The organism is Tessaracoccus sp. O5.2 (assembly GCF_964266725.1).
In the GTDB taxonomy this organism is placed as follows: domain Bacteria; phylum Actinomycetota; class Actinomycetes; order Propionibacteriales; family Propionibacteriaceae; genus Arachnia; species Arachnia lapidicapta.
In genome coordinates, this window is record NZ_CAXWGV010000014.1 from 16455 (window position 1) to 33888 (window position 17434).

The 17434-nt window shown below is 72.0% G+C and carries 21 protein-coding genes and 1 tRNA gene; 4 read left to right on the forward strand and 18 right to left on the reverse strand.

What is annotated here, in order from left to right:
* Positions 1-6: 6 nt before the first annotated feature.
* The 10 genes from ACFQPD_RS07215 to ACFQPD_RS07260 all read right to left on the reverse strand — a co-directional run bounded on the left by ACFQPD_RS07215 (position 7) and on the right by ACFQPD_RS07260 (position 9338).
* Positions 7-1080, reverse strand: coding sequence for a cytochrome P450 (locus ACFQPD_RS07215; protein WP_385899751.1), 1074 nt, complete (start codon positions 1078-1080; stop codon positions 7-9).
* Between the two features lie 47 nt (positions 1081-1127).
* Positions 1128-1679 (reverse strand): TetR family transcriptional regulator, encoded by a 552-nt coding sequence (locus tag ACFQPD_RS07220; protein WP_385899753.1) that lies wholly within the window; start codon positions 1677-1679, stop codon positions 1128-1130.
* A gap of 22 nt (positions 1680-1701) precedes the next feature.
* A complete protein-coding gene (locus tag ACFQPD_RS07225) occupies positions 1702-2778 on the reverse strand; it encodes a GNAT family N-acetyltransferase (RefSeq protein ID WP_385899755.1) in 1077 nt (358 codons plus the stop codon).
* A gap of 54 nt (positions 2779-2832) precedes the next feature.
* A complete protein-coding gene (pheT, locus tag ACFQPD_RS07230) occupies positions 2833-5325 on the reverse strand; it encodes a phenylalanine--tRNA ligase subunit beta (RefSeq protein ID WP_385899757.1) in 2493 nt (830 codons plus the stop codon).
* The gene (gene pheS / locus ACFQPD_RS07235) at positions 5322-6431 is read right to left on the reverse strand and encodes a phenylalanine--tRNA ligase subunit alpha (RefSeq protein WP_353081579.1); all 1110 of its coding nucleotides are present in this window, start codon (positions 6429-6431) and stop codon (positions 5322-5324) included. Before pheS ends, pheT begins: the two co-directional genes overlap by 4 nt.
* Before the next feature lie 14 nt (positions 6432-6445).
* Positions 6446-7246 carry a TrmH family RNA methyltransferase gene (locus ACFQPD_RS07240; RefSeq protein ID WP_385899760.1) on the reverse strand — a complete coding sequence of 267 codons (801 nt, stop codon included), beginning with the start codon at positions 7244-7246 and terminating at the stop codon, positions 6446-6448.
* 11 nt (positions 7247-7257) lie between these two features.
* The gene (rplT, locus tag ACFQPD_RS07245) at positions 7258-7623 is read right to left on the reverse strand and encodes a 50S ribosomal protein L20 (protein ID WP_068752765.1); all 366 of its coding nucleotides are present in this window, start codon (positions 7621-7623) and stop codon (positions 7258-7260) included.
* Between the two features lie 71 nt (positions 7624-7694).
* Positions 7695-7901: a 50S ribosomal protein L35 gene (rpmI, locus tag ACFQPD_RS07250; protein WP_353081581.1), complete on the reverse strand. Its 207-nt coding sequence runs from the start codon at positions 7899-7901 to the stop codon at positions 7695-7697.
* A 29-nt stretch (positions 7902-7930) separates the two neighbouring features.
* A complete protein-coding gene (gene infC, locus ACFQPD_RS07255; RefSeq protein ID WP_385899762.1) occupies positions 7931-8653 on the reverse strand; it encodes a translation initiation factor IF-3 in 723 nt (240 codons plus the stop codon).
* A 169-nt stretch (positions 8654-8822) separates the two neighbouring features.
* Positions 8823-9338: an SseB family protein gene (locus ACFQPD_RS07260; RefSeq protein WP_385899764.1), complete on the reverse strand. Its 516-nt coding sequence runs from the start codon at positions 9336-9338 to the stop codon at positions 8823-8825.
* Between the two features lie 54 nt (positions 9339-9392).
* Here ACFQPD_RS07260 and ACFQPD_RS07265 point away from each other — a divergent pair, with 54 nt between their 5' ends.
* Positions 9393-9857, forward strand: a complete 465-nt coding sequence (locus tag ACFQPD_RS07265) for a hypothetical protein (protein WP_385899766.1) — start codon at positions 9393-9395, stop codon at positions 9855-9857.
* Between the two features lie 4 nt (positions 9858-9861).
* Here ACFQPD_RS07265 and ACFQPD_RS07270 read toward each other — a convergent pair whose 3' ends face one another.
* The 7 genes from ACFQPD_RS07270 to ACFQPD_RS07300 are packed head-to-tail and all read right to left on the reverse strand — an operon-like array spanning position 9862 to position 14741.
* Positions 9862-10380, reverse strand: coding sequence for a hypothetical protein (locus ACFQPD_RS07270; RefSeq protein WP_068752768.1), 519 nt, complete (start codon positions 10378-10380; stop codon positions 9862-9864).
* Positions 10377-11237, reverse strand: coding sequence for an ATP phosphoribosyltransferase (gene hisG / locus ACFQPD_RS07275; RefSeq protein ID WP_068752769.1), 861 nt, complete (start codon positions 11235-11237; stop codon positions 10377-10379). Before hisG ends, ACFQPD_RS07270 begins: the two co-directional genes overlap by 4 nt.
* Positions 11238-11249: 12 nt before the next feature.
* Positions 11250-11513 (reverse strand): phosphoribosyl-ATP diphosphatase, encoded by a 264-nt coding sequence (locus ACFQPD_RS07280; protein WP_353081585.1) that lies wholly within the window; start codon positions 11511-11513, stop codon positions 11250-11252.
* A gap of 17 nt (positions 11514-11530) precedes the next feature.
* Positions 11531-12778: a cysteine--1-D-myo-inosityl 2-amino-2-deoxy-alpha-D-glucopyranoside ligase gene (gene mshC, locus ACFQPD_RS07285; RefSeq protein ID WP_353081586.1), complete on the reverse strand. Its 1248-nt coding sequence runs from the start codon at positions 12776-12778 to the stop codon at positions 11531-11533.
* A 29-nt stretch (positions 12779-12807) separates the two neighbouring features.
* Positions 12808-13545, reverse strand: coding sequence for an SCO1664 family protein (locus ACFQPD_RS07290; protein ID WP_385899769.1), 738 nt, complete (start codon positions 13543-13545; stop codon positions 12808-12810).
* Positions 13542-14063, reverse strand: a complete 522-nt coding sequence (locus ACFQPD_RS07295; RefSeq protein WP_385899771.1) for a DUF3090 domain-containing protein — start codon at positions 14061-14063, stop codon at positions 13542-13544. The genes ACFQPD_RS07290 and ACFQPD_RS07295 overlap by 4 nt, the downstream gene beginning before the upstream one ends.
* Positions 14064-14072: 9 nt before the next feature.
* Positions 14073-14741 (reverse strand): MSMEG_4193 family putative phosphomutase, encoded by a 669-nt coding sequence (locus tag ACFQPD_RS07300; RefSeq protein WP_385899773.1) that lies wholly within the window; start codon positions 14739-14741, stop codon positions 14073-14075.
* Between the two features lie 75 nt (positions 14742-14816).
* Here ACFQPD_RS07300 and ACFQPD_RS07305 point away from each other — a divergent pair, with 75 nt between their 5' ends.
* Both ACFQPD_RS07305 and ACFQPD_RS07310 read left to right on the forward strand, forming a co-directional pair.
* Entirely contained in the window at positions 14817-15641 is an 825-nt protein-coding gene (locus tag ACFQPD_RS07305; RefSeq protein ID WP_068752775.1) for an undecaprenyl-diphosphate phosphatase, read from the forward strand.
* A gap of 1 nt (position 15642) precedes the next feature.
* Positions 15643-16605 (forward strand): aldo/keto reductase, encoded by a 963-nt coding sequence (locus ACFQPD_RS07310; RefSeq protein WP_385899775.1) that lies wholly within the window; start codon positions 15643-15645, stop codon positions 16603-16605.
* A 4-nt stretch (positions 16606-16609) separates the two neighbouring features.
* On the opposite strand, the gene ACFQPD_RS07315 is transcribed toward ACFQPD_RS07310, so the two are convergent.
* Entirely contained in the window at positions 16610-16984 is a 375-nt protein-coding gene (locus ACFQPD_RS07315) for a DUF3224 domain-containing protein (protein WP_068752777.1), read from the reverse strand.
* Between the two features lie 97 nt (positions 16985-17081).
* Between ACFQPD_RS07315 and ACFQPD_RS07320 the strand changes: the two genes are divergently transcribed.
* A tRNA-Leu gene (locus tag ACFQPD_RS07320) sits at positions 17082-17166 on the forward strand.
* Positions 17167-17434 lie beyond the last annotated feature (268 nt).

Here is a 17434-nt window from a genome sequence, read left to right on the forward strand (position 1 = left end):
GACCCATCATGTGAGGATCACCGGTGCACTGGCCCAGCCGCCCAGTGGACGGACGGCCCGCTCCCCCCGGCTCTCCGGGTCGAGGACGAGGTCGGTGGTGCGGTCCAGGACCTCCTCGAGCAGGATCCGCAACTCGAGGGTCGCGAGCGGCCGGCCCGGACACACGTGCGGGCCGGCGCCGTAGACGAGGTTGGCGTGCGCGTGCGCCTCGGGCGCGTACCGGTCGGGGTCCGGGAACACCGCGGGGTCGCGGTTGGCGTCGGTCCACTCGACGGTGAGCCGGCTGCCGGCGGTGACGGGGCAGCCGCCCACGACGGTGTCCGCCGTCGCCACGCGCCGGTTGCTGAGGAACGGGTCGTCGCGCCGCAGCAGCTCGTCGATCGCGGCGTCGAGACGGGCCGGGTCACCGCGGCGGGCCCGCACGTCCGCCTCGATCGCCGGGTCAGCGGCGAGCTGATGCAGGATCACCCCCACGCACAGCGCGAGCGACCCCAGATCGCCCCCGGTCCAGTTCCGCAGCACCGAGACGATCTCCTCGCGGCTGAGATGACGCCCGTCGACGGTGTCGCGCAGGAGTTCGTCGGTGACGTCGCGGGGCTGTGTCGCGGGGTCCGCCAGTCGGGGCTCCACGACGCGCCCGATGATCTCGTCGAACCTCTGGGCCACCTCGGTGGTGCGGGCGAGCTCTCCGGACCTCGTCGCCTCGGCGTTGTCGGCCACCCACCGCACCAGGTCCTCCTCCAGTTCCGCCGGCCAGCCGAGCCAGGCCAGCATCGCCTCGACGGCGTAGCGAACTCCGAGACCCGAGACGGCATCGACGGCGCTCCCCCGCGGCAGCTCCGCGACGAGGCGGGCCGCGATCCGCCGGCAGGGGCCCGCGAGCGTCGCCATCCGGTCGGGGGCGAAGTACGGGTCGAGGACGGCACGGAACGCGGCGTGCTCCTCGCCGTCGAGATTGTTGGGCACCTGGAGGAACCGCGACACGTCGCTGGAGAAGGTCTGCGGATCGCGCACGACCCGGAGCACCTCCGCGTGCCCTGTCACCCGGACGGTGCCGTCCTCGTCGATCATGGCTGCCATGCGGCCCACGGTACCGGGCGGCGGGCCGACCCCGGTGGCCGTCCGGCTCAAGCGGCGGCGGTCGTCATCCCGCGCACGACCAGTCCCACGCCCCACGCGAAGTCCCGGTCGGCGGCCGTCGGCTCAGGTGCCGGCGTCAGCCCCAGCGCCGCCATCTGGGCGGCGGTCTGCTCCTGCGTCACGTGCCCCAGCACGAAGTGGAGCAGGGCCGCCATCGTCGCCGACGGCTCGGCGATGCCCCCCGCCGCCAGGCGCTCGCGGCCGTCCGCGCACGGGTCGACCGCACCCAGGCCGAGGGCGCGGGTGGAGGCGACGAGTTCGGCGGCGTCGCGGTGGGCCAGGAGGGCGCGCCGCAGCGTATGCGCCCAGGCTGTGACCCAGTCGTCGAGCGAGGGATGGTCGCCGGGGGCCAGGGCGTCGGCCAGGATCTCGTCGGCGACGGCGGCCAGCAGCGACTGCTTGTTGGGCACGTGGTAGTAGAGGGCGCCCGCCTGCACCCCCAGCGCGTCCGCGACGCGCCGCATGGACACGTCCGCCAGCCCGTAGCGGTCGAGGATGTCCAGGCCTGCCCCGACGATCGCCGCCCGCGTCAGCGCCATGCGTGCCCCACGCACAGCCTGGTCATGGCGTCTCCAGGCGACGCTCGAACCAGCCACATGCCGCGACGGGGCGGTAGCCCAGGCGCCGGTTGATGGTCAGCATCCACCGGTTCTCCGAGGCGTTGCCGGTGATGAGCCGGCGCACGTCAGGCCACGCCTGCGGCACCGCGGCATGGTTCGCAGTCTTGGTGAGCAGTCCCAGCCCGTGGCCCCGGTGGGCCTGGACGACGAGCGTCTCCCACTGGTCCGCGACGGGGCGGCCCTGCTCGTGCACGAGTCTGGTGAAGGCGACCAGGCGTCCGGTGGGGTCGTGGCGGGCCGCGGTGAACAACAGGTCACGCCCGCCGGCCAGGAAGCTCTCGTCGGCGCTGCGTACGCGCTCCGGGTCGACGACCGACGGCTCTGCGTCCGCGTCACCCATGGGCACGTCGGTGCTCATCGCCACCTGCAGCTCGGCCATGTCGGATCGCCACTCGGCCGGGGTGACGCCCCGCCACTGCACGAGCGAGTACTCCTCCGGGACCACCGCACGGGCCTCCGCCACGTCGCGGTCGAGGTCCGCCTGGGCCGGCAGATCCAGGCCCGAGAGGGTTTCGACCTGCACCAGGCGATAGCCCAGGCCCAGGAGGAACGCCGCGGGCTCGCCGTCGGGGTCGATCACGCCGTCGCCCTCCACCCCGCTGAGCCGCCGAGGGCCGGTGGGCTCCAGCGGCTCCCACGTGAACGCCTCGAACGTCCGCCGGCCCCCGCGGCGCGCCTCGTCGAGCATGGCGGCGTGCAGGGACGTCCCGACGCCGGCGTGGCGGAACGCGGGGTCCACGACGATGCTCATGCCGGCCCGGTGCAGGTTGTCGCGCTGCGGCAGTTCGAGCCTCCCGACGCCGACCACGCGTCCGTCGTCGGTGCGCGCGGCGTAGCGGACGTGCTGGAAGTAGGAGGGGCGGCTCCCTTCGGACCAGCGTGCGAGCGGGCCGTCGGCGAGGTCCTCGTCTCCGAACATGTCGACGACGACGCCGCGCCACAGCGCCGCCTCGGCCTCGACGAGCGCGAACCCGGGATCCGAGGGTGATGCCGGGTGCTCGTGGCGCGTGATGTTCACGGACCCGAGCCTACCCAGCCTCGAGGCACCCTGACGGACGTGCCGGAGCGGTGCTCAGGCGCGCTGCTCGGCCCCGAACCTGTCGACGGCGACGGCCACCGCCGCCTGACGCGCCTGAGCCGCCTCAGCGTCGGTGAGGGTGCGGTCCCCGCGGAACCGCAACGCGAACGCCAGCGACTTGCGGCCATCCCCGATCTGGTCGCCGGTGTAGACGTCGAACAGGGCGATGCTCTCCAGCAGCTCCCCGGCTCCCTCGACGAGCGCGGCCTCGACCTCGGCCGCGGGCACGTCGCGGTCCACGATCAGCGCCACGTCCTCCTTGGCCAGCGGGAACGGCGACAGCGTCCCGATCGTGCCGCCCCGGTTCGCCATCGACAGCAGCGCGCCGAGGTCGAACTCGACCGCCGCCGTCCGCTCGGGCAGGCGCAGCGTGCGCACAACCTCGGGGTGCAGTTCGCCGGCGTGCCCGATCACGACGCCGTCGACGGCCAGTTCGGCGCAGCGCCCCGGGTGCCACGGCGCCCGGCTGACGGCGCGCCGGGTCACGCGGCGGCCCACGGCCGCGGCGGCCGTCTCCGCGAACGCGACGACGTGCGTCCAGTCCGCCTTGACCGCCGGCCCAGACCATCCCGCGGCGGTCCAGTTCCCGGTCACCACGGCCGCGATGAGGTGCGGCTGATCCGGGATGGCCGCCTCGATCTCGGCCAGCAGCGCGTCGTCCGGGCGCGCATGCACCGCGGGGCGCGGGGCGACCCGCTGCTCCCCGTCGGCGAGGAAGGTGCGGCCCTGTTCGAAGATCGCCAGGTCCGTCAGGCTGCGCGACGTGTTCCGGGCCACGGCGGCCAGGAGCCCGGGCAGCAGCGTGGTGCGCAGGTAGGGGTGGGTCTCCGCGAGAGGGTTGGCGAGCCGGATGAGCCGGCGGCGCGGGTCGTCAGCCGGGATGCCGAGCTGATCGAGTTCCTCCTGCCCAGCGAACGGCAGGGTGAGGATCTCGGTGAAGCCCAAGGCGGCGACGGCGCGCAGGACCGCGCGGCGGTCCCGGATCACGGGGTCGAGTCCGCCGCCCCCGGGCGGCACCGGCAGCCGGAGCCCGATCCGGTCGTAGCCGATGTGGCTGCCGACCTCCTCGACGATGTCGTACGGGTCGACGAGATCCACCCGCCAGCTCGGGATGTCCAGCGTCAGCGAGTCGCCGAGCGCCGTGACGCCCACGCCGGCCGCGGTGAGCAGACGCACGGCCTCCTCCTGGTCGACCCGGGTGCCGAGGACAGCGCCGATCAGCCCCGCGCGCAGCGAGATCCGGTGCGCCGCCGGGGCGCCGCCGACGACGGTCTCCGCAGTGACGGCTCCCCCACCGTGCTCGGCCAGCAGCGCCGCGGCGCGGTGCGCCGCCGCATAGGGCAGTTGCGGGTCGACGCCACGCTCGAACCGCTTGGACGCCTCGGACGGCAGGCCGTGCCGCCGGAACGTCCGCGACACGGTCGCGGGGTCGAAATGCGCCGCCTCCAGGACGATGGTGGTGGTCGTGTCCGACACCTCTGTCGTCTCGCCACCCATGACGCCCGCCAGGCCGATCGGGCCGGAGTCGTCGGTGATGAGGAGGTCGTCGGCGTCCAACCGGCGGTCCTGGCCGTCGAGGGTCCGCAGCTGCTCCCCCTCCTGGGCCAGGCGCACCCGGATCGGGCCGCGGAGCCGGGCGCCGTCGTAGGCGTGCAGCGGCTGCCCCGACTCGAGCATCACGTAGTTGGTCACATCGACGGCGAGCGAGATGGAGCGCACGCCGGACGCGCGGAGGCGGTCCGCCATCCACCGCGGGGTGGGCGCGGAGGGGTCGATGCCGTCGATGGTCAGGGCCACGAACGAGCGGCAGCGGTCCCCGTCGATCTCGACCGGGTAGCCGCCGGTGTGCGGCTCCGGCAGCGGCTGGCGGTAGGGATCCGAGTAGGACACGCCCGCCGCGATCGCCGCCTCGCGGGCGAGTCCGCGCAGCGAGAGGCAGTAGCTGAGGTCCGGCGTCACGTCGATGTCGAGCACCTCGTCGGAGCTCCACAACACCTCGACGGCGTCGGCGCCGGGCTGGGCGGTGCCGGCGGGCAGCACGATGATGCCGTCGTGGTCGTCACCGAGGCCGAGTTCGCGCTCCGAGCAGATCATGCCGTCGGAGACGTGGCCATAGGTCTTGCGGGCGGCGATCTCGAAGTCGCCTGGGAGGACCACCCCGGGCAGCGCCACGACGACGAGGTCACCCTCGGCGAAGTTGTGCGCGCCGCAGACGATGCCCCGGCTGGCCGGGTACTCATCGGTCGCGTCGTCATTGTGGTCGCCGACGTCCACCCGGCAGTACCGGATGGTCTTGCCGTTCTTCTGCGGCTCCTCGGCGAAGGTCAGGACCCGGCCGACAGTGAGGGGGCCGGTCACGGGCGACCCGGTGGACTCGACGTGCTCGACCGTCAGGCCGACGCGCGTGAAGCGGTCGGCCAGGACGCCGGTGGTGACGTCGGGCGGCAGCGTGACGAGGTCGCGCAGCCAGGACACGGGTGCCTTCATCGGGCTCCTCCCAGGATCGAGCGGCTGAAGCGGATGTCGCCTTCGACGAAATCACGCAGGTCGGGGGCGCCGGTACGGAACATGACCGTGCGGTCCACGCCCATGCCGAACGCGAATCCGGAGTAGACGTCCGGGTCGATGCCGCAGGCCTGGAGCACCCGCGGGTTGACGACGCCGCAGCCGCCCCATTCGATCCAGCCCTCGGACCGGCAGGTGCGGCACGGGCGGTCCGGGTTGCCGACAGACTCCCCGTGGCACACGAAGCACTGCAGGTCGACCTCCGCGCTCGGCTCCGTGAACGGGAAGTAGTGCGGCCGCATGCGGGTCTCGACGTCGCCGAACATGGCCCGCGCGAGGTGATCGAGCGTGCCGCGCAGGTCCGCCATCGAGATGCCCTTGTCGACGACCAGGCCCTCGAGCTGGTGGAACACCGGCAGGTGGGTGGCGTCGTACTCGTCCGCGCGGAACACCTTGCCGGGGCTGATGACGTACAGCGGCACCCCCCGCTCGAGGAGGGCCCGCACCTGGACGGGCGAAGTCTGGGTGCGCAGCAGCGTGCCGGCCGACGGCGGGTCCACCCACAGCGTGTCCTGCAGGGCCCGGGCTGGATGGTCCGGGGCCAGGTTGAGCGCGTCGAAGTTGTACCACTCGGCCTCGAGCTCGGGGCCGTCGGCCACCTGCCATCCCATGGCGACGAAGACGTCGATCATCTCGTCGATGAGCGTGGTCACGGGGTGCAGGGCCCCCTGCGGGGCGAGGTGCACCGGAAGGGTGACGTCGACCCGGTCGGCCACCAGGGCCTCCTCGAGTTCGGCCGCGGCCAGCTCCTCCTGGCGCTGCGCGATGGCGCGCGCCACGGTCCCGCGCGCCTGGCCGATCCGCTGGCCGGCCTCCTTCCGCGCCTGCGGCGGCAGCGCCCCGATCTCGCGGTTGGCGAGGGCCAGCGGCGAGGTGTCGCCGGCGTGGTCGTGCCGGGCCGCCTTCAGCTCTGCCGTCGTCGTCGCCTGGGCGATCGCGGCCAGCGCGGCCTCGACGGCCGCGTCGACGGCGGTGGGATCGAGTGCGGCGACCTGCTTGGGGTCGAAATTGTCATTGGGCCCGGACACTGTCGGGACCTCCTTCACAGGTTTCGGCGTTGGGCGGAGGCGGTGGCGTAGAGGCACACGGCTGCCGCGCTCGACAGGTTGAGGCTCTCCGCCTGGCCCCACATTGGCACGGCGACGACCTCGTCGGCCAACCGTGCGTCCTCCGCGGGCAGACCCCACGCCTCATTGCCCATGATCCACGCGACGGGGCCGTTGAGCTCGCCCGCAGCGGCCTTGAGGTCGAGGGGGGCACCTTCGCCGTCGGCGGCCAGCACACGCATGCCCATCGCCTTGACGCGCGCCACGGCCTCGGCGAGCGGCACACCGGCGAGGATCGGCATGTGGAAGAGGCTGCCCACAGTGGAGCGGACGGTCTTCGGGTTGTAGATCTCGACGCTGCCCGCGGTGAGGATGACCGCGTCGGCGCCGAAGGCGTCGGCGCAGCGGATGACGGTGCCCGCGTTCCCCGGGTCGCGGACCTGCGCGCAGATCACGACGAGGCGGGCGCCGTCGAGGGCCTCCCACCCGAACGCGAGCTGCCGGCAGACCGCGAGGATCCCCTGCGGCGTGACGGTGTCGCTGAGCTGGCGCATCTGGTGCTCGTCGGCCTGCCACACGGGCACCGAGACACCGGCCAGCAGGTCGGCGTGCTTGGCGGGGTCGTCGACGATGACCTGCTCGACGATGTCGGCGGCGGCGAGCGCCTCCCGCACCGCCTGGCGGCCCTCGACGAGGAACTGGCCGGTCACGTCGCGCCCGCGGCGTTGGGTGAGACGACGAACCGAACGCAGCACCGAGGCGGGCAGGCCGGGTGCGGCGTCCGGTTCAGTCGTCACGGGGACGAACCTCAGGCTGCGGCGGGCTGGTTGTCCTTGGCGACAGCGACCAGGGCGTTGAACGCGGCGGTGTCGTTGACGGCCAGCTCGGCCAGGATCTTGCGGTCCACCTCAACACCAGCGGTCTTGAGGCCGTTGATGAAGCGGTTGTACGTCATGCCCTCGGCGCGGACAGCGGCGTTGATGCGCTGGATCCACAGGCTGCGGAAGTCGCCCTTCTTGGCGCGACGGTCGCGGTACGCGTAGGTGGCGGAGTGGAGCATCTGCTCCTTCGCCTTGCGGTACAGCCGCGAGCGCTGGCCGCGGTAGCCGGAGGCGAGTTCGAGGACTTCACGGCGCTTCTTCAGCGCGTTCACAGAACGCTTCACGCGTGCCATGGGGTTCTCCTTGGATGTGGGGGTGGTTCAGGGGATGGATCGCCGCGGCGCACCGGGCGGGGTGGCTCGGCTCAGCGGCCCTTGTGCTTGCCCAGCAGCTTGCGCACCTTCTTGGCGTCCGGAGCGCTGACCGACTCCGGGGCCGACAGGCGGCGCAGCCGCGTCGAGGGCTTGTGGGCGTTGAGGTGGCCGAGGTTGGCCTGGCGACGCAGGAGCTTCCCGGTCCCCGTCGTCTTGAACCGCTTCTTCGCGCCGGAGTGCGACTTCATCTTCGGCATATCGGGCTCGCTTTCTCTCTTGTTCGACCTCAGAGGTCGATGTCTGGATCCATGTTGTCGGCGGGACCGCGCTTCTTCTTCGCGGCCGCAGCCTGGGCGGCGGCCTGGGCGCGGAGCTCTGCCTCGAGGCGGCGCTCCTCCTCCAGGGCGTGCTGGCGCTCCGCCATCCGGCGGTCGCGATCGGCCGCGTGCTCGGCCCGGGCCTCGGTCTTCTTCTTGGTGGGCCCGAGCACCATGAGCATGTTGCGGCCGTCCTGCTTGGGGGCCGACTCGACGTAGCCGAACTCGGCCACGTCCTCCGCGAGACGCTTGAGCAGTTCCATGCCCAGCTCGGGGCGGGACTGCTCGCGGCCACGGAACATGATGGTGATCTTGACCTTGTCGCCGGCCTTGAGGAACCGGACGACGTGGCCCTTCTTCGTCTCGTAGTCGTGGTTGTCGATCTTGAGCCGGAGCTTCATCTCCTTGGTGCTCACGTTCGACTGGTTGCGCCGCGCGTCGCGTTCCTTCTGCGCGGCCTCGAACTTGAACTTCCCGTAGTCCATCAGCTTGGCGACCGGCGGCCGAGCCATCGGCGCCACTTCGACAAGATCCAGATCGTTCTCCGCCGCCAGACGCAAGGCGTCCTCGACGCGCACGATGCCTACCTGCTCGCCGTTGGGGCCGACGAGCCGGACTTCGGGTACTCGGATGCGATCGTTGATCCGCGGTTCAGTGCTGATGGGTCCTCCAGGGTGAGATGGTGTGCGCACCGACGCGCAAAAGGCCTCCGCGCAGGCGGAGGCCACGACACCCTGAAGGGCACGGTAGACCCGGCCCGGGCGACCCGGCCACCGATGGCGGCTCAGGTGGGAGGTGACTCCACTTGTGCGGACGGCAGAAGCCGTCGGATAACTCGCAGGAGTCTACGCCCCGGCCGCCTCAAACTCCAATCGCCGGGTCGTCGGCCCGCGCCCAGCCGAAGCGGCCGTCGTCGAACTCGACGAGGGAGTGCCCGTCGGCGAGCATCGCGACGACGTCCTCCCCGACCACGAAGGGGATGGGTCCCGCGGGGTCGATCAGCAGCCGGTGCGCACCCGCGGGCTCGACGGTGGCGCTCAGTTCGTCCAGCAGGCACGGCACCGGCCTCGCGTCCGCGCGCCACGCGCGCAGGGAGTCGTAGCCGGTGAAGGCCACCAGATACGTCTGATCACCGTCGTTGAGGGTCACGGCCGCCAGCTCGGCGTGACGGTCGGGGTCAGGATGGTCAGTCTCGTCCCCGCTGGCCACCACCGGGAGCAGCAGCCGCGAACTGCACAGCGCGACGACGGCGCGCAGGTAGGCGAGCGTGTCCCCGTCGGAGCGCGCGATGGCGGCGCGCACGATCGGGTCCGGGGCGCCGTCGTCCCCGGCGAATCGCGAGTTCGGCTGGGCGAGCGAGCGCAGTTCCTGAGCCATGACGGTGAGCCTATCGCCCGGGCCCGCGTCGGGGCCGTGTGCCAGACTGGGCCCATGCCCACGACGCTGCTGCTCACCATCGGCCTGACCATCGTCATCCTGGCGGTCGCGGCCGGCCTGACCACCAGGGCCCATCGCGCCCGGCCGGCCCTCATCGGGCTCGGGCTCGCGGCGGTGGTGGTCGGCCTGTACCTCACGGGCCTCACGCAGCTGGCCGCGGACCAGACCCTCGCGGTCGTCGACTGGTTCCAGCGCACGCCGTGGACGATCCTCACCTCGTGGGGGGTCGGACTGCTCGGCGGCGGCGCGCTGCTGGTGCTGATCGGCGCCTTCCTCCCTAAGGGGCAGCGGCGTCCCGCAGCGAAGGCCGCGCAGCCGGCCGCGCCGGCGTCGTCACCGCGGCCTCAGGTCCAGGGCGGCCAGCCCTCGCAGCAGCCAAAGCCGCAGAAGGCGCCCAAGGGACTGGACCCCGAGGACGCCGAGATCGAGGAGCTGCTGCGCAAGCGCGGCATCATGTGACCGTTCAGTCGTCCTCGGGCCGCGGCGCGGGTGGCGGATCCAGCAGCGCCGGATCGACGTCGCTCGAGGTCGCGCCGCGCTCCACCAGCCAGCGGCGCAGGTCGACCAGCTTGGCCTGACCGCCGGCACCCTCGAGCGACTGGATGGCGAGCACAGGGCGGCGCTTCAGTTCGCCGTCGCCCTTGATCAGCAGGGACGCCCACGCGTCCCCGGGGCGCATGCGGACCCCGGCGATGCTGGCCACCGGATGCCGGTGCAGGAACGGCCCGTTCCGGACGACGACCTGGTCGCCGTCCGCCCAGAGCCGCGAATAGCCGATCGACAGCATGATCGCCACCATGAGCAGCACGAAGAACAGCAGCGTCCCGGCCTGGGCCCAGGTGACGCGGTCGCGGACCTCTTTACCGAGCGCCCACCAGCCGAACAGCGCCGACGACATCAGGACGATCGAGAGCACCACGCCCGTCATGAGCGCGGGCCCGCTGGCATACGACAGCCGCTCCGGGAGCGGCCGCTCGCTCACAGGCGGCACGCCGCGAGCTCGGTCAGCAGGATGCCGCGAGCCCCGGCGTCGTAGAGCCGGTCCATGAGGAGGTGGGCGCCCTCGCGCGGCACCAAGACCCGGACCGCACTCCAGCCGTCCTTGGCGAGGGTGGAGACCGTCGGCCCCTCGACGCCCGGCGCGAGCGCGATGGTCTCGGCCAGGTTCTCCTGCTCCACGTTGTAGTCCATCATCAGGTAGTTCTGGGCCACCAGCACCGAGGTGAGGCGGGTCTCCAGCCCCGCGACGCCGGGCGGCAGCTCCGCGTCGGCGCGGCGGATCAGGACGGCCTCGGACGTGCAGATGGCGTCGCCGAACAGTTCGAGGCCGGCGCGCTTGAGGGTCGTGCCGGTGTCGACGACGTCGGCGACGACGTCCGCGACTCCGAGCCGGATCGCCGACTCCACGGCGCCGTCGAGCTTGACCATCTCGGCGGAGATGCCACGCTCGTCGAGGTAGGCCTCGAGCAGGCCGGGGTAGGACGTGGCGACGCGCTTGCCCGCGACATCAGCAACGGTGAGCTGCGACCCGCCGGGGGCGGCGAACCGGAACCGGGAGCCCCCGAAGCCCAGCGCCATCATCTCGATCGCCTCGGCGCCGGAGTCCAGCAGCATGTCCCGGCCGGTGATCCCGACGTCGAGGTGGCCACGGCCGATGTAGACGGCAATGTCGCGGGGGCGCAGGTAGTAGAACTCGACGCCGTGGTCGGCGTCGATCAGCGTCAGGTCCTTGGCGTCGGTGCGCTGGCGGTAGCCGGCGGCGCGCAGCATGGCCGCGGCGGGCTCGGCGAGGGCGCCCTTATTGGGGACGGCGATGCGCAGGAGGCGTTCAGTGCTCACGGGTGGCCTTCGTCAGAGGTAGCGGTAGATGTCGTCGAGGTCCAGGTCGAGGGCCAGCATCAACACCTGCAGGTGGTAGAGCAGCTGGCTGATCTCCTCGGCGGCCTGCTCCTTCGACTCGTATTCGGCGGCCATCCACACCTCGGCGGCCTCCTCCACGATCTTCTTGCCGATGGCGTGCACGCCGGCGTCGAGGCGCTGGACGGTCCCGGAGCCCTCGGGGCGGGAGCGTGCGGTCTCGGTCAGTTGCTCGAAGAGCTGGTCGAAGGACTTCACGGCCCGCAGCCTACCGTCTACAGCCGGATGCCCAGGAGGGCGTCGACGGCGGCGGTCATCTGCGGGACCGCGTCGGTGTCGTCGCTGTCGACGCTGCCGCTGGCCGCCACCCACGCGTCGACGGCGCGCAGCGCGGCGGGGGCGTCGAGGTCGTCGCGCAGCGCGCGGCGCATCTCGGCGATCGTCTCGCCGGCCGGCAGCGCCGTCGGGTTATTGAGGATGCTGCGCCAGTGCTGGAGCCGGTCCGTGGCCGTGTCGAGCTGGTCCGCGGTCCACTCCCAGTCCGTGCGGTAGTGGTGGTTGAGGAGCGCCAGCCGGATGGCCATGGGATCCGCTCCGCCGTGGCGCAGGCGGCTCACGAGTTCGAGGTTGCCCTTGGACTTGCTCATCTTCTCGCCGTGCAGGCCCACCATGCCCGAGTGCACGAAGGCTTCCGCCATGGGTTCCCGGGACGCGGCGACCGCCTCGGCGGCGCACATCTCGTGGTGCGGGAAGATGAGGTCCGACCCGCCCCCCTGCACGTCGAAGGCGGGGCCGAGGAAGCGCAGGGAGATCGCGGTGCACTCGATGTGCCAGCCCGGGCGGCCGGCGCCGAGCGACGACGTCCAGCTCGGTTCGTCGGGGCGGGCGAATCGCCACACGAGCGCGTCCAAGGGGTGGCGCTTGCCCGGGCGGTCCGGGTCGCCCCCGTTGTCGCGGAACACGTCGATCATGCGCGCCTCGTCGAGGTGGCTCACACCGCCGAAGCCCGGGGCCGCGACCGTGTTGAAGTACCAGTCGGGGTGGTCGCCGTCGTCCACCTGGTAGACGAGGCCGCTGGGCAGGAGCTGCTCGATGAGTTCGATGACGCAGGAGATGGACTCCACGGCGCCGATGTAGTGGTCCGGGGGGATCACCCGCAGGTCCTGCATGTCGCTGCGGAACAGCTCGATCTGGTCCTCGGCGAGCTCCTCCCACTCCTGGCCCGTGGCGGCCGCCCGCTCCAGCAGCGGGTCATCGACGTCGGTGACGTTCTGCGTGTACGAGACGGTGAGCCCGAGGTCGCGCCACACGCGGTTGACCAGGTCAAAGGTCACGTAGGTGTTGGCGTGCCCGAGGTGGGTGGCGTCGTAGGGCGTGATGCCGCAGACGTACATCCTGGCCGTGCCCTCGGCCGGTCCGACGGGGACCACCGCCTGGGCGGCCGTGTCGAACAGGCTCAGCCGCCCGGGCACCTCCGGGGTCGGCGGCAGGGTCGGGACGGTGACGGGGGCCCAGGCATACATGTCCCCCAACTTAGCGTGTTGGTTGACGGTTAAAGCGGCGGCCACGGGATGGCGGGACGCCCCCCTCCCGGGAGCGGGAACACCCCGGAGGCGAGCACCGCGCGGGCGCGGGATCCCAGGGCCTGCCACTCCCCGTCGGTGAGGCCAGGGGCCAACGGGTCCGCCAGATCCGCCACCAGGCCCACCAGGGAGAGTTCGCCGTCGGTCAGCGGGTCGCCCGCCCATCCCCACAGGATCGTCCGCAACTTGGGCTCGGCGTGCAGGGTCAGCCCGTGGTCGACGCCGAGAATCCGGTCCCCCGCCGCCAGGAGGTGGGACGCCTTGCGGTCCGCGTTGTTGGCCAGGACGTCGAAGAGGGCGACGCGTCGCAGGCGGGCGTCGTCGCGGTGGGCGAGGATGACGGGGCGGTCGTCGTCGGTGACGGCGCTGAGGATGGGCAGCCACTCGTGGGTGATGTCCTCCGGCGGGACGAGGTCGATCGCGTCGGTGGGGCCGGCGTCGATGAACAGCTGCGCGGACCCCTCGCCGAGCGGGCCCTCGCACCACACCGTCGGCGGCACCACGCCGAGTCCGAGCGCCTCGGACAGCGCATAGGCCGCGACCTCACGCCTGCCCAGCGTCTCCTCCGGGAAGTCCCACAGCGGGGTCTCCCCCGCCACCGGCTTGTAGATCCAGCGGGTGCCGGCCGAATCCTCGGCGAGGAAGGTGCCGTTCGAGGCGTCGAGCAGCCTCCCGACGAGCCGGAGGTCACCCGCGGGCGCCGTCATGTGAACAGCGGCCCACGGTAGCCGTTGGCCCGGGGGCAGATGTGCCCGGACGGGTCGAGCGGCTGCCCGCAGGCCGGGCAGGCCGGCCGCCCGGATGCGACCACCAGCTCGGCGCGGGCGGAGAAGTCCCGCGCCATCGTCGGGGTGAGGAGCACCTGGACCAGCGAGTTCTCGTCCGTCTCGTTGTCGACGTCGACCGAGAACAACTCCACGACGATGCGCCCGCGTTCCTGGTCCCAGGCGAGGCCGATCGCGGCCGCCCGGAAGGCCACCTCGACGGGCGCGTCCAGGGGTCCCATGTCGGCCGGCTCGCGCCGCTCGGGCACGTCGTGACCCAGCTCGGACAGCTGGTCCAACACCTCGCCGACCCGCAGCCCGAGCAGCTGCGCCTGCTGCTTCTCCAGCGCCACGGCGGCCAGGCGGTTGCCCTGGGCGACCTGCAGCAGGAACAGCCGCTCCCCAGGCTTGCCGACGGTGCCGATGATGCAGCGGTCCGGGCGGTCGAACTCCAGCAGCATGATCCCAGCCTAACCGCGCGCCCGGGACCCCGGGGCGACGTCGCCACCGCCGACGCTCGGCGCGGTGCGGGCCGCCAGCAGGGCGGCGAGGTCGCCGCCGGCGTTGATGCAAAGCACCATCGGCCGCTCGGCCCCGTATTCGACGACGCTCACCCCGGCCGGAGCGACGTTCAGGCGTTGGAAGTCGTCGAAGGGCATGCCGCACGCGTGGGCCAGGACGGCCTTGATCGGGTCGCCGTGCGAGAACACGACGACGACGTCGTCGGCGCCGTGCCGGGTCGCCACACCGGCGACGCCGGAGGTGCACCGTTCGAACATTTCCAGCATGCTCTCGCCGCCCGGGAAGCGCACCGACGACGGGGAGGCCTGGATGGCGGACCACAGTCCGTCACCGGCCAGGGTCGCCAGCGACGACCCGGTCCAGTCGCCGTAGTCGCACTCGGTCAGGTCCTCGAGCAGGCCGGCGTCCGGGAAACCGGCGAGTGCCGCCGTCTCCCGGCAGCGCTGGACGGGCGACGTGTACGCGGCCGCGACGCGGATCCCGCGCAGCAGGTCCCGCAGGGCGGCGGCCTGGGCGCGACCGACGTCGTCGAGGCCCACACCGGCCATCCGGCCGGCGAGCACGCCATCGGCGTTCGCCGTCGAGCGACCGTGCCGGATCAGCACCACCTTCGTCATGGCCGCCAGCGTAGTCGTCGCGGCGCAACGCCCCGGCGGTACAGTTGGCGGTCGGCTGAACGAAGGGACTGTGACGTGGGCTGGTTCGAGGCGATCGTGTTGGGCGTGGTCCAGGGGTTGACGGAGTTCCTGCCGATCTCATCGAGCGCCCACGTGTCGATCGTCGGGCAGCTGCTGTTCGAGGGCCGCGACCCCGGCGCCGCCTTCACCGCCGTGACTCAGCTGGGGACCGAGACCGCCGTGCTGGTGTACTTCCGCCGCGACATCGCCCGCATCATCACGCAGTGGTTCGGCAGCCTCCGCGGCACGGTCGACCGCTCGGACCCCGACGCCCGCATGGGCTGGCTCGTCATCCTCGGCTCCGTGCCCATCGTGGTGCTGGGGCTGCTGTTCCAGGACGCGATCGACACGTCGCTGCGCAACCTGTGGATCACCGTCGCGATGCTGGCCGGGGTCGCGATCTTCCTGGCCGTGGCGGACCGCATGGCGAGCGACAACACGCGCGACCTCACACGGCTGACCTGGCGCGACGGCGTCCTGTTCGGCCTGTTCCAGGCCGCGGCCCTCATCCCCGGGGTGTCGCGCTCGGGCGCCACCATCTCGGGCGGCCTCTTCCTCGGATACACCCGGGAGGCGGCCACGCGCTACGCCTTCCTGCTCGCCATCCCGGCGGTCTTCGGGTCAGGGATCTACAAGCTCAAGGACATCGGCGCCGACGAGAGCGCCGCCTGGGGCCCGACGATCGTCGCCACGATCCTCGCCTTCTTCATCGGCTACGCCGTCATCGCCTGGCTGCTGCGCTACATCTCCACGCACAACTTCCGCATCTTCGTCCTCTACCGCCTGATCCTGGCGGCCGTCGTCGCCGTGCTGATCCTCACCGGCGTCCTGCAGGCCTGAGATGCAGCACCGTCCGCTGGGCTCGTCGGGGCTGCAGGTGTCGCGGCTGGGCCTCGGCACCATGGCCTGGGGCCGCGACGTCGAATGGCCGCAGGCCAGGGACCTGCTGCGCGACTTCGTCGACGCCGGCGGCACCCTCGTGGACACCGCGCCCGCGTACGGCGCGGGCGTCGCGGAGAAGATGGTCGGCAAGGCCCTCGCGGGCGGGCTCCCCCGCGAGGCGCTCGTCATCGCCACCAAGGCTGGCTTCGTGATCCGCGACGGGCGGCGCGTCATCGACACCTCGCGGGGGGCGCTGCTGTCCGACCTCGAGCAGTCGCTCCGGCGGCTGGGGACGGATCACGTGGATCTCTGGCAGGTGCATGCATGGGGCGACGCCCCCCTCGAGGAGACGCTGTCGGCCCTCGACTCCGCCGTCGCCCGGGGAATGGCGCGGTATGTGGGCGTGTCCAATTTCGTGGGCTGGCAGACGGCCACCGCCGCGACGTGGCAGGACGCGGACCGGGCGAGGACGCCGATCAGCAGCGTCCAGGTCGAGTACTCGCTGCTGGCGCGTCGCGCGGAGGTGGAGGTGGTGCCCGCGGCGAGGCACCACCGCCTCGGGCTGCTGGCGTGGTCCGCGCTGGGTCGCGGCACGCTCACGGGCAAGTACCGCGGCGGCCGGCTCCCGCGCGACTCCCGCGCCGCCTCGGATCACTTCGGCTGGTTCCTGGAGCCGTATCTCCAGCCCAGGTCCGCCGCCATCGTCGACGCGGTCGCGCACGCGGCGCAGGGCCTGGGGCTGACCCCGGGTCAGGTCGCCTTGATGTGGGTGAGGGACGCGCCGCAGGTGGCATCCGCCCTCGTGGGGCCGCGCACCACCGACCAGCTGGCCGAGCTGCTCGACGCGGAGGACAAGACCCTCGTGCCGCCCATCGTCTCAGCGCTCGACGACATCTCTGGCGGCACCAACGCCTACCGGTGACCCGTCACACGACGTCGAAGACGACATGGTGGATGCCCGCGTCATCGATGGTGAGGCTGAGGGTGCCGGTGGCGCCGGCGAGGTCACCGGTGCCGCTGCCCGGCACCAGTTCGTAGCGGAGTTCCTGGACGCCCTCGCGCATGCTGCCGAACTGCTGGAACGCGACCGATCCCTGGCGGCCGCCGATCTGCCCCTCGAACATCTCGAGGGCGACGTAGCCGGCCTCGCCCTCCGTCGGTTCTCCCGCCGACAGCATGAAACCGCGGCTCGCCCCCGCGGCGTCGCCCGACCAGACCTTGACGAACTCGAAGCGGCGCGTGCCCGGCAGGAGCCCGTCCTCGGGCGTGATCTCGATCTCGAACGTGGCGTTGACGACCATGGGACCTCCTCGACGGGTCACAGCCTACGGCGATTTGCGAACCCCCACCCGCGACCTGCTAGAGTTCCTTGTCGCTCCCCCATCGGGGGTGTCACTCGTCCGGGTGGCGGAATAGGTAGACGCGCTAGCTTGAGGTGCTAGTGCCCGTTAAGGGCGTGGAGGTTCAAGTCCTCTCTCGGACACTTGTCTTGACCCCTTGTCAGAACGGCGAAACGCCGGATTGACTAGGGGTTTTGCTTTTGAAGGGCTCCTTCAGTCTCCGTCAGACTGGGTCAATCTGTAGCATCTTGCTCGCACGTTCATCGCACGTTCGTCGCACGAATTTCACGGCTGGGGGTGGGGCAGATGAGGTTCGGGTACGTTCGCAAGCTCCCGAGCGGCCGGTACCAGGGGAGCTATTTGGGGCCCGATGGGAAGCGGCACAACGGCCCCAGCACCTTCACCCACAAG

Excerpts from the sequence above, each read along its gene's own strand:
- ACFQPD_RS07215 (WP_385899751.1), bottom strand. The coding sequence starts at position 1,080 with ATGGCAGCCATGATCGACGAGGACGGCACCGTCCGGGTGACAGGGCAC.
- ACFQPD_RS07220 (WP_385899753.1), bottom strand. The coding sequence starts at position 1,679 with ATGGCGCTGACGCGGGCGGCGATCGTCGGGGCAGGCCTGGACATCCTC.
- pheT (WP_385899757.1), bottom strand. The coding sequence starts at position 5,325 with ATGAAGGCACCCGTGTCCTGGCTGCGCGACCTCGTCACGCTGCCGCCC.
- rplT (WP_068752765.1), bottom strand. The coding sequence starts at position 7,623 with ATGGCACGCGTGAAGCGTTCTGTGAACGCGCTGAAGAAGCGCCGTGAA.
- rpmI (WP_353081581.1), bottom strand. The coding sequence starts at position 7,901 with ATGCCGAAGATGAAGTCGCACTCCGGCGCGAAGAAGCGGTTCAAGACG.
- ACFQPD_RS07260 (WP_385899764.1), bottom strand. The coding sequence starts at position 9,338 with ATGGCTCAGGAACTGCGCTCGCTCGCCCAGCCGAACTCGCGATTCGCC.
- ACFQPD_RS07265 (WP_385899766.1), top strand. The coding sequence starts at position 9,393 with ATGCCCACGACGCTGCTGCTCACCATCGGCCTGACCATCGTCATCCTG.
- mshC (WP_353081586.1), bottom strand. The coding sequence starts at position 12,778 with ATGTATGCCTGGGCCCCCGTCACCGTCCCGACCCTGCCGCCGACCCCG.
- ACFQPD_RS07290 (WP_385899769.1), bottom strand. The coding sequence starts at position 13,545 with ATGACGGCGCCCGCGGGTGACCTCCGGCTCGTCGGGAGGCTGCTCGAC.
- ACFQPD_RS07295 (WP_385899771.1), bottom strand. The coding sequence starts at position 14,063 with ATGCTGCTGGAGTTCGACCGCCCGGACCGCTGCATCATCGGCACCGTC.
- ACFQPD_RS07300 (WP_385899773.1), bottom strand. The coding sequence starts at position 14,741 with ATGACGAAGGTGGTGCTGATCCGGCACGGTCGCTCGACGGCGAACGCC.
- ACFQPD_RS07310 (WP_385899775.1), top strand. The coding sequence starts at position 15,643 with ATGCAGCACCGTCCGCTGGGCTCGTCGGGGCTGCAGGTGTCGCGGCTG.
- ACFQPD_RS07315 (WP_068752777.1), bottom strand. The coding sequence starts at position 16,984 with ATGGTCGTCAACGCCACGTTCGAGATCGAGATCACGCCCGAGGACGGG.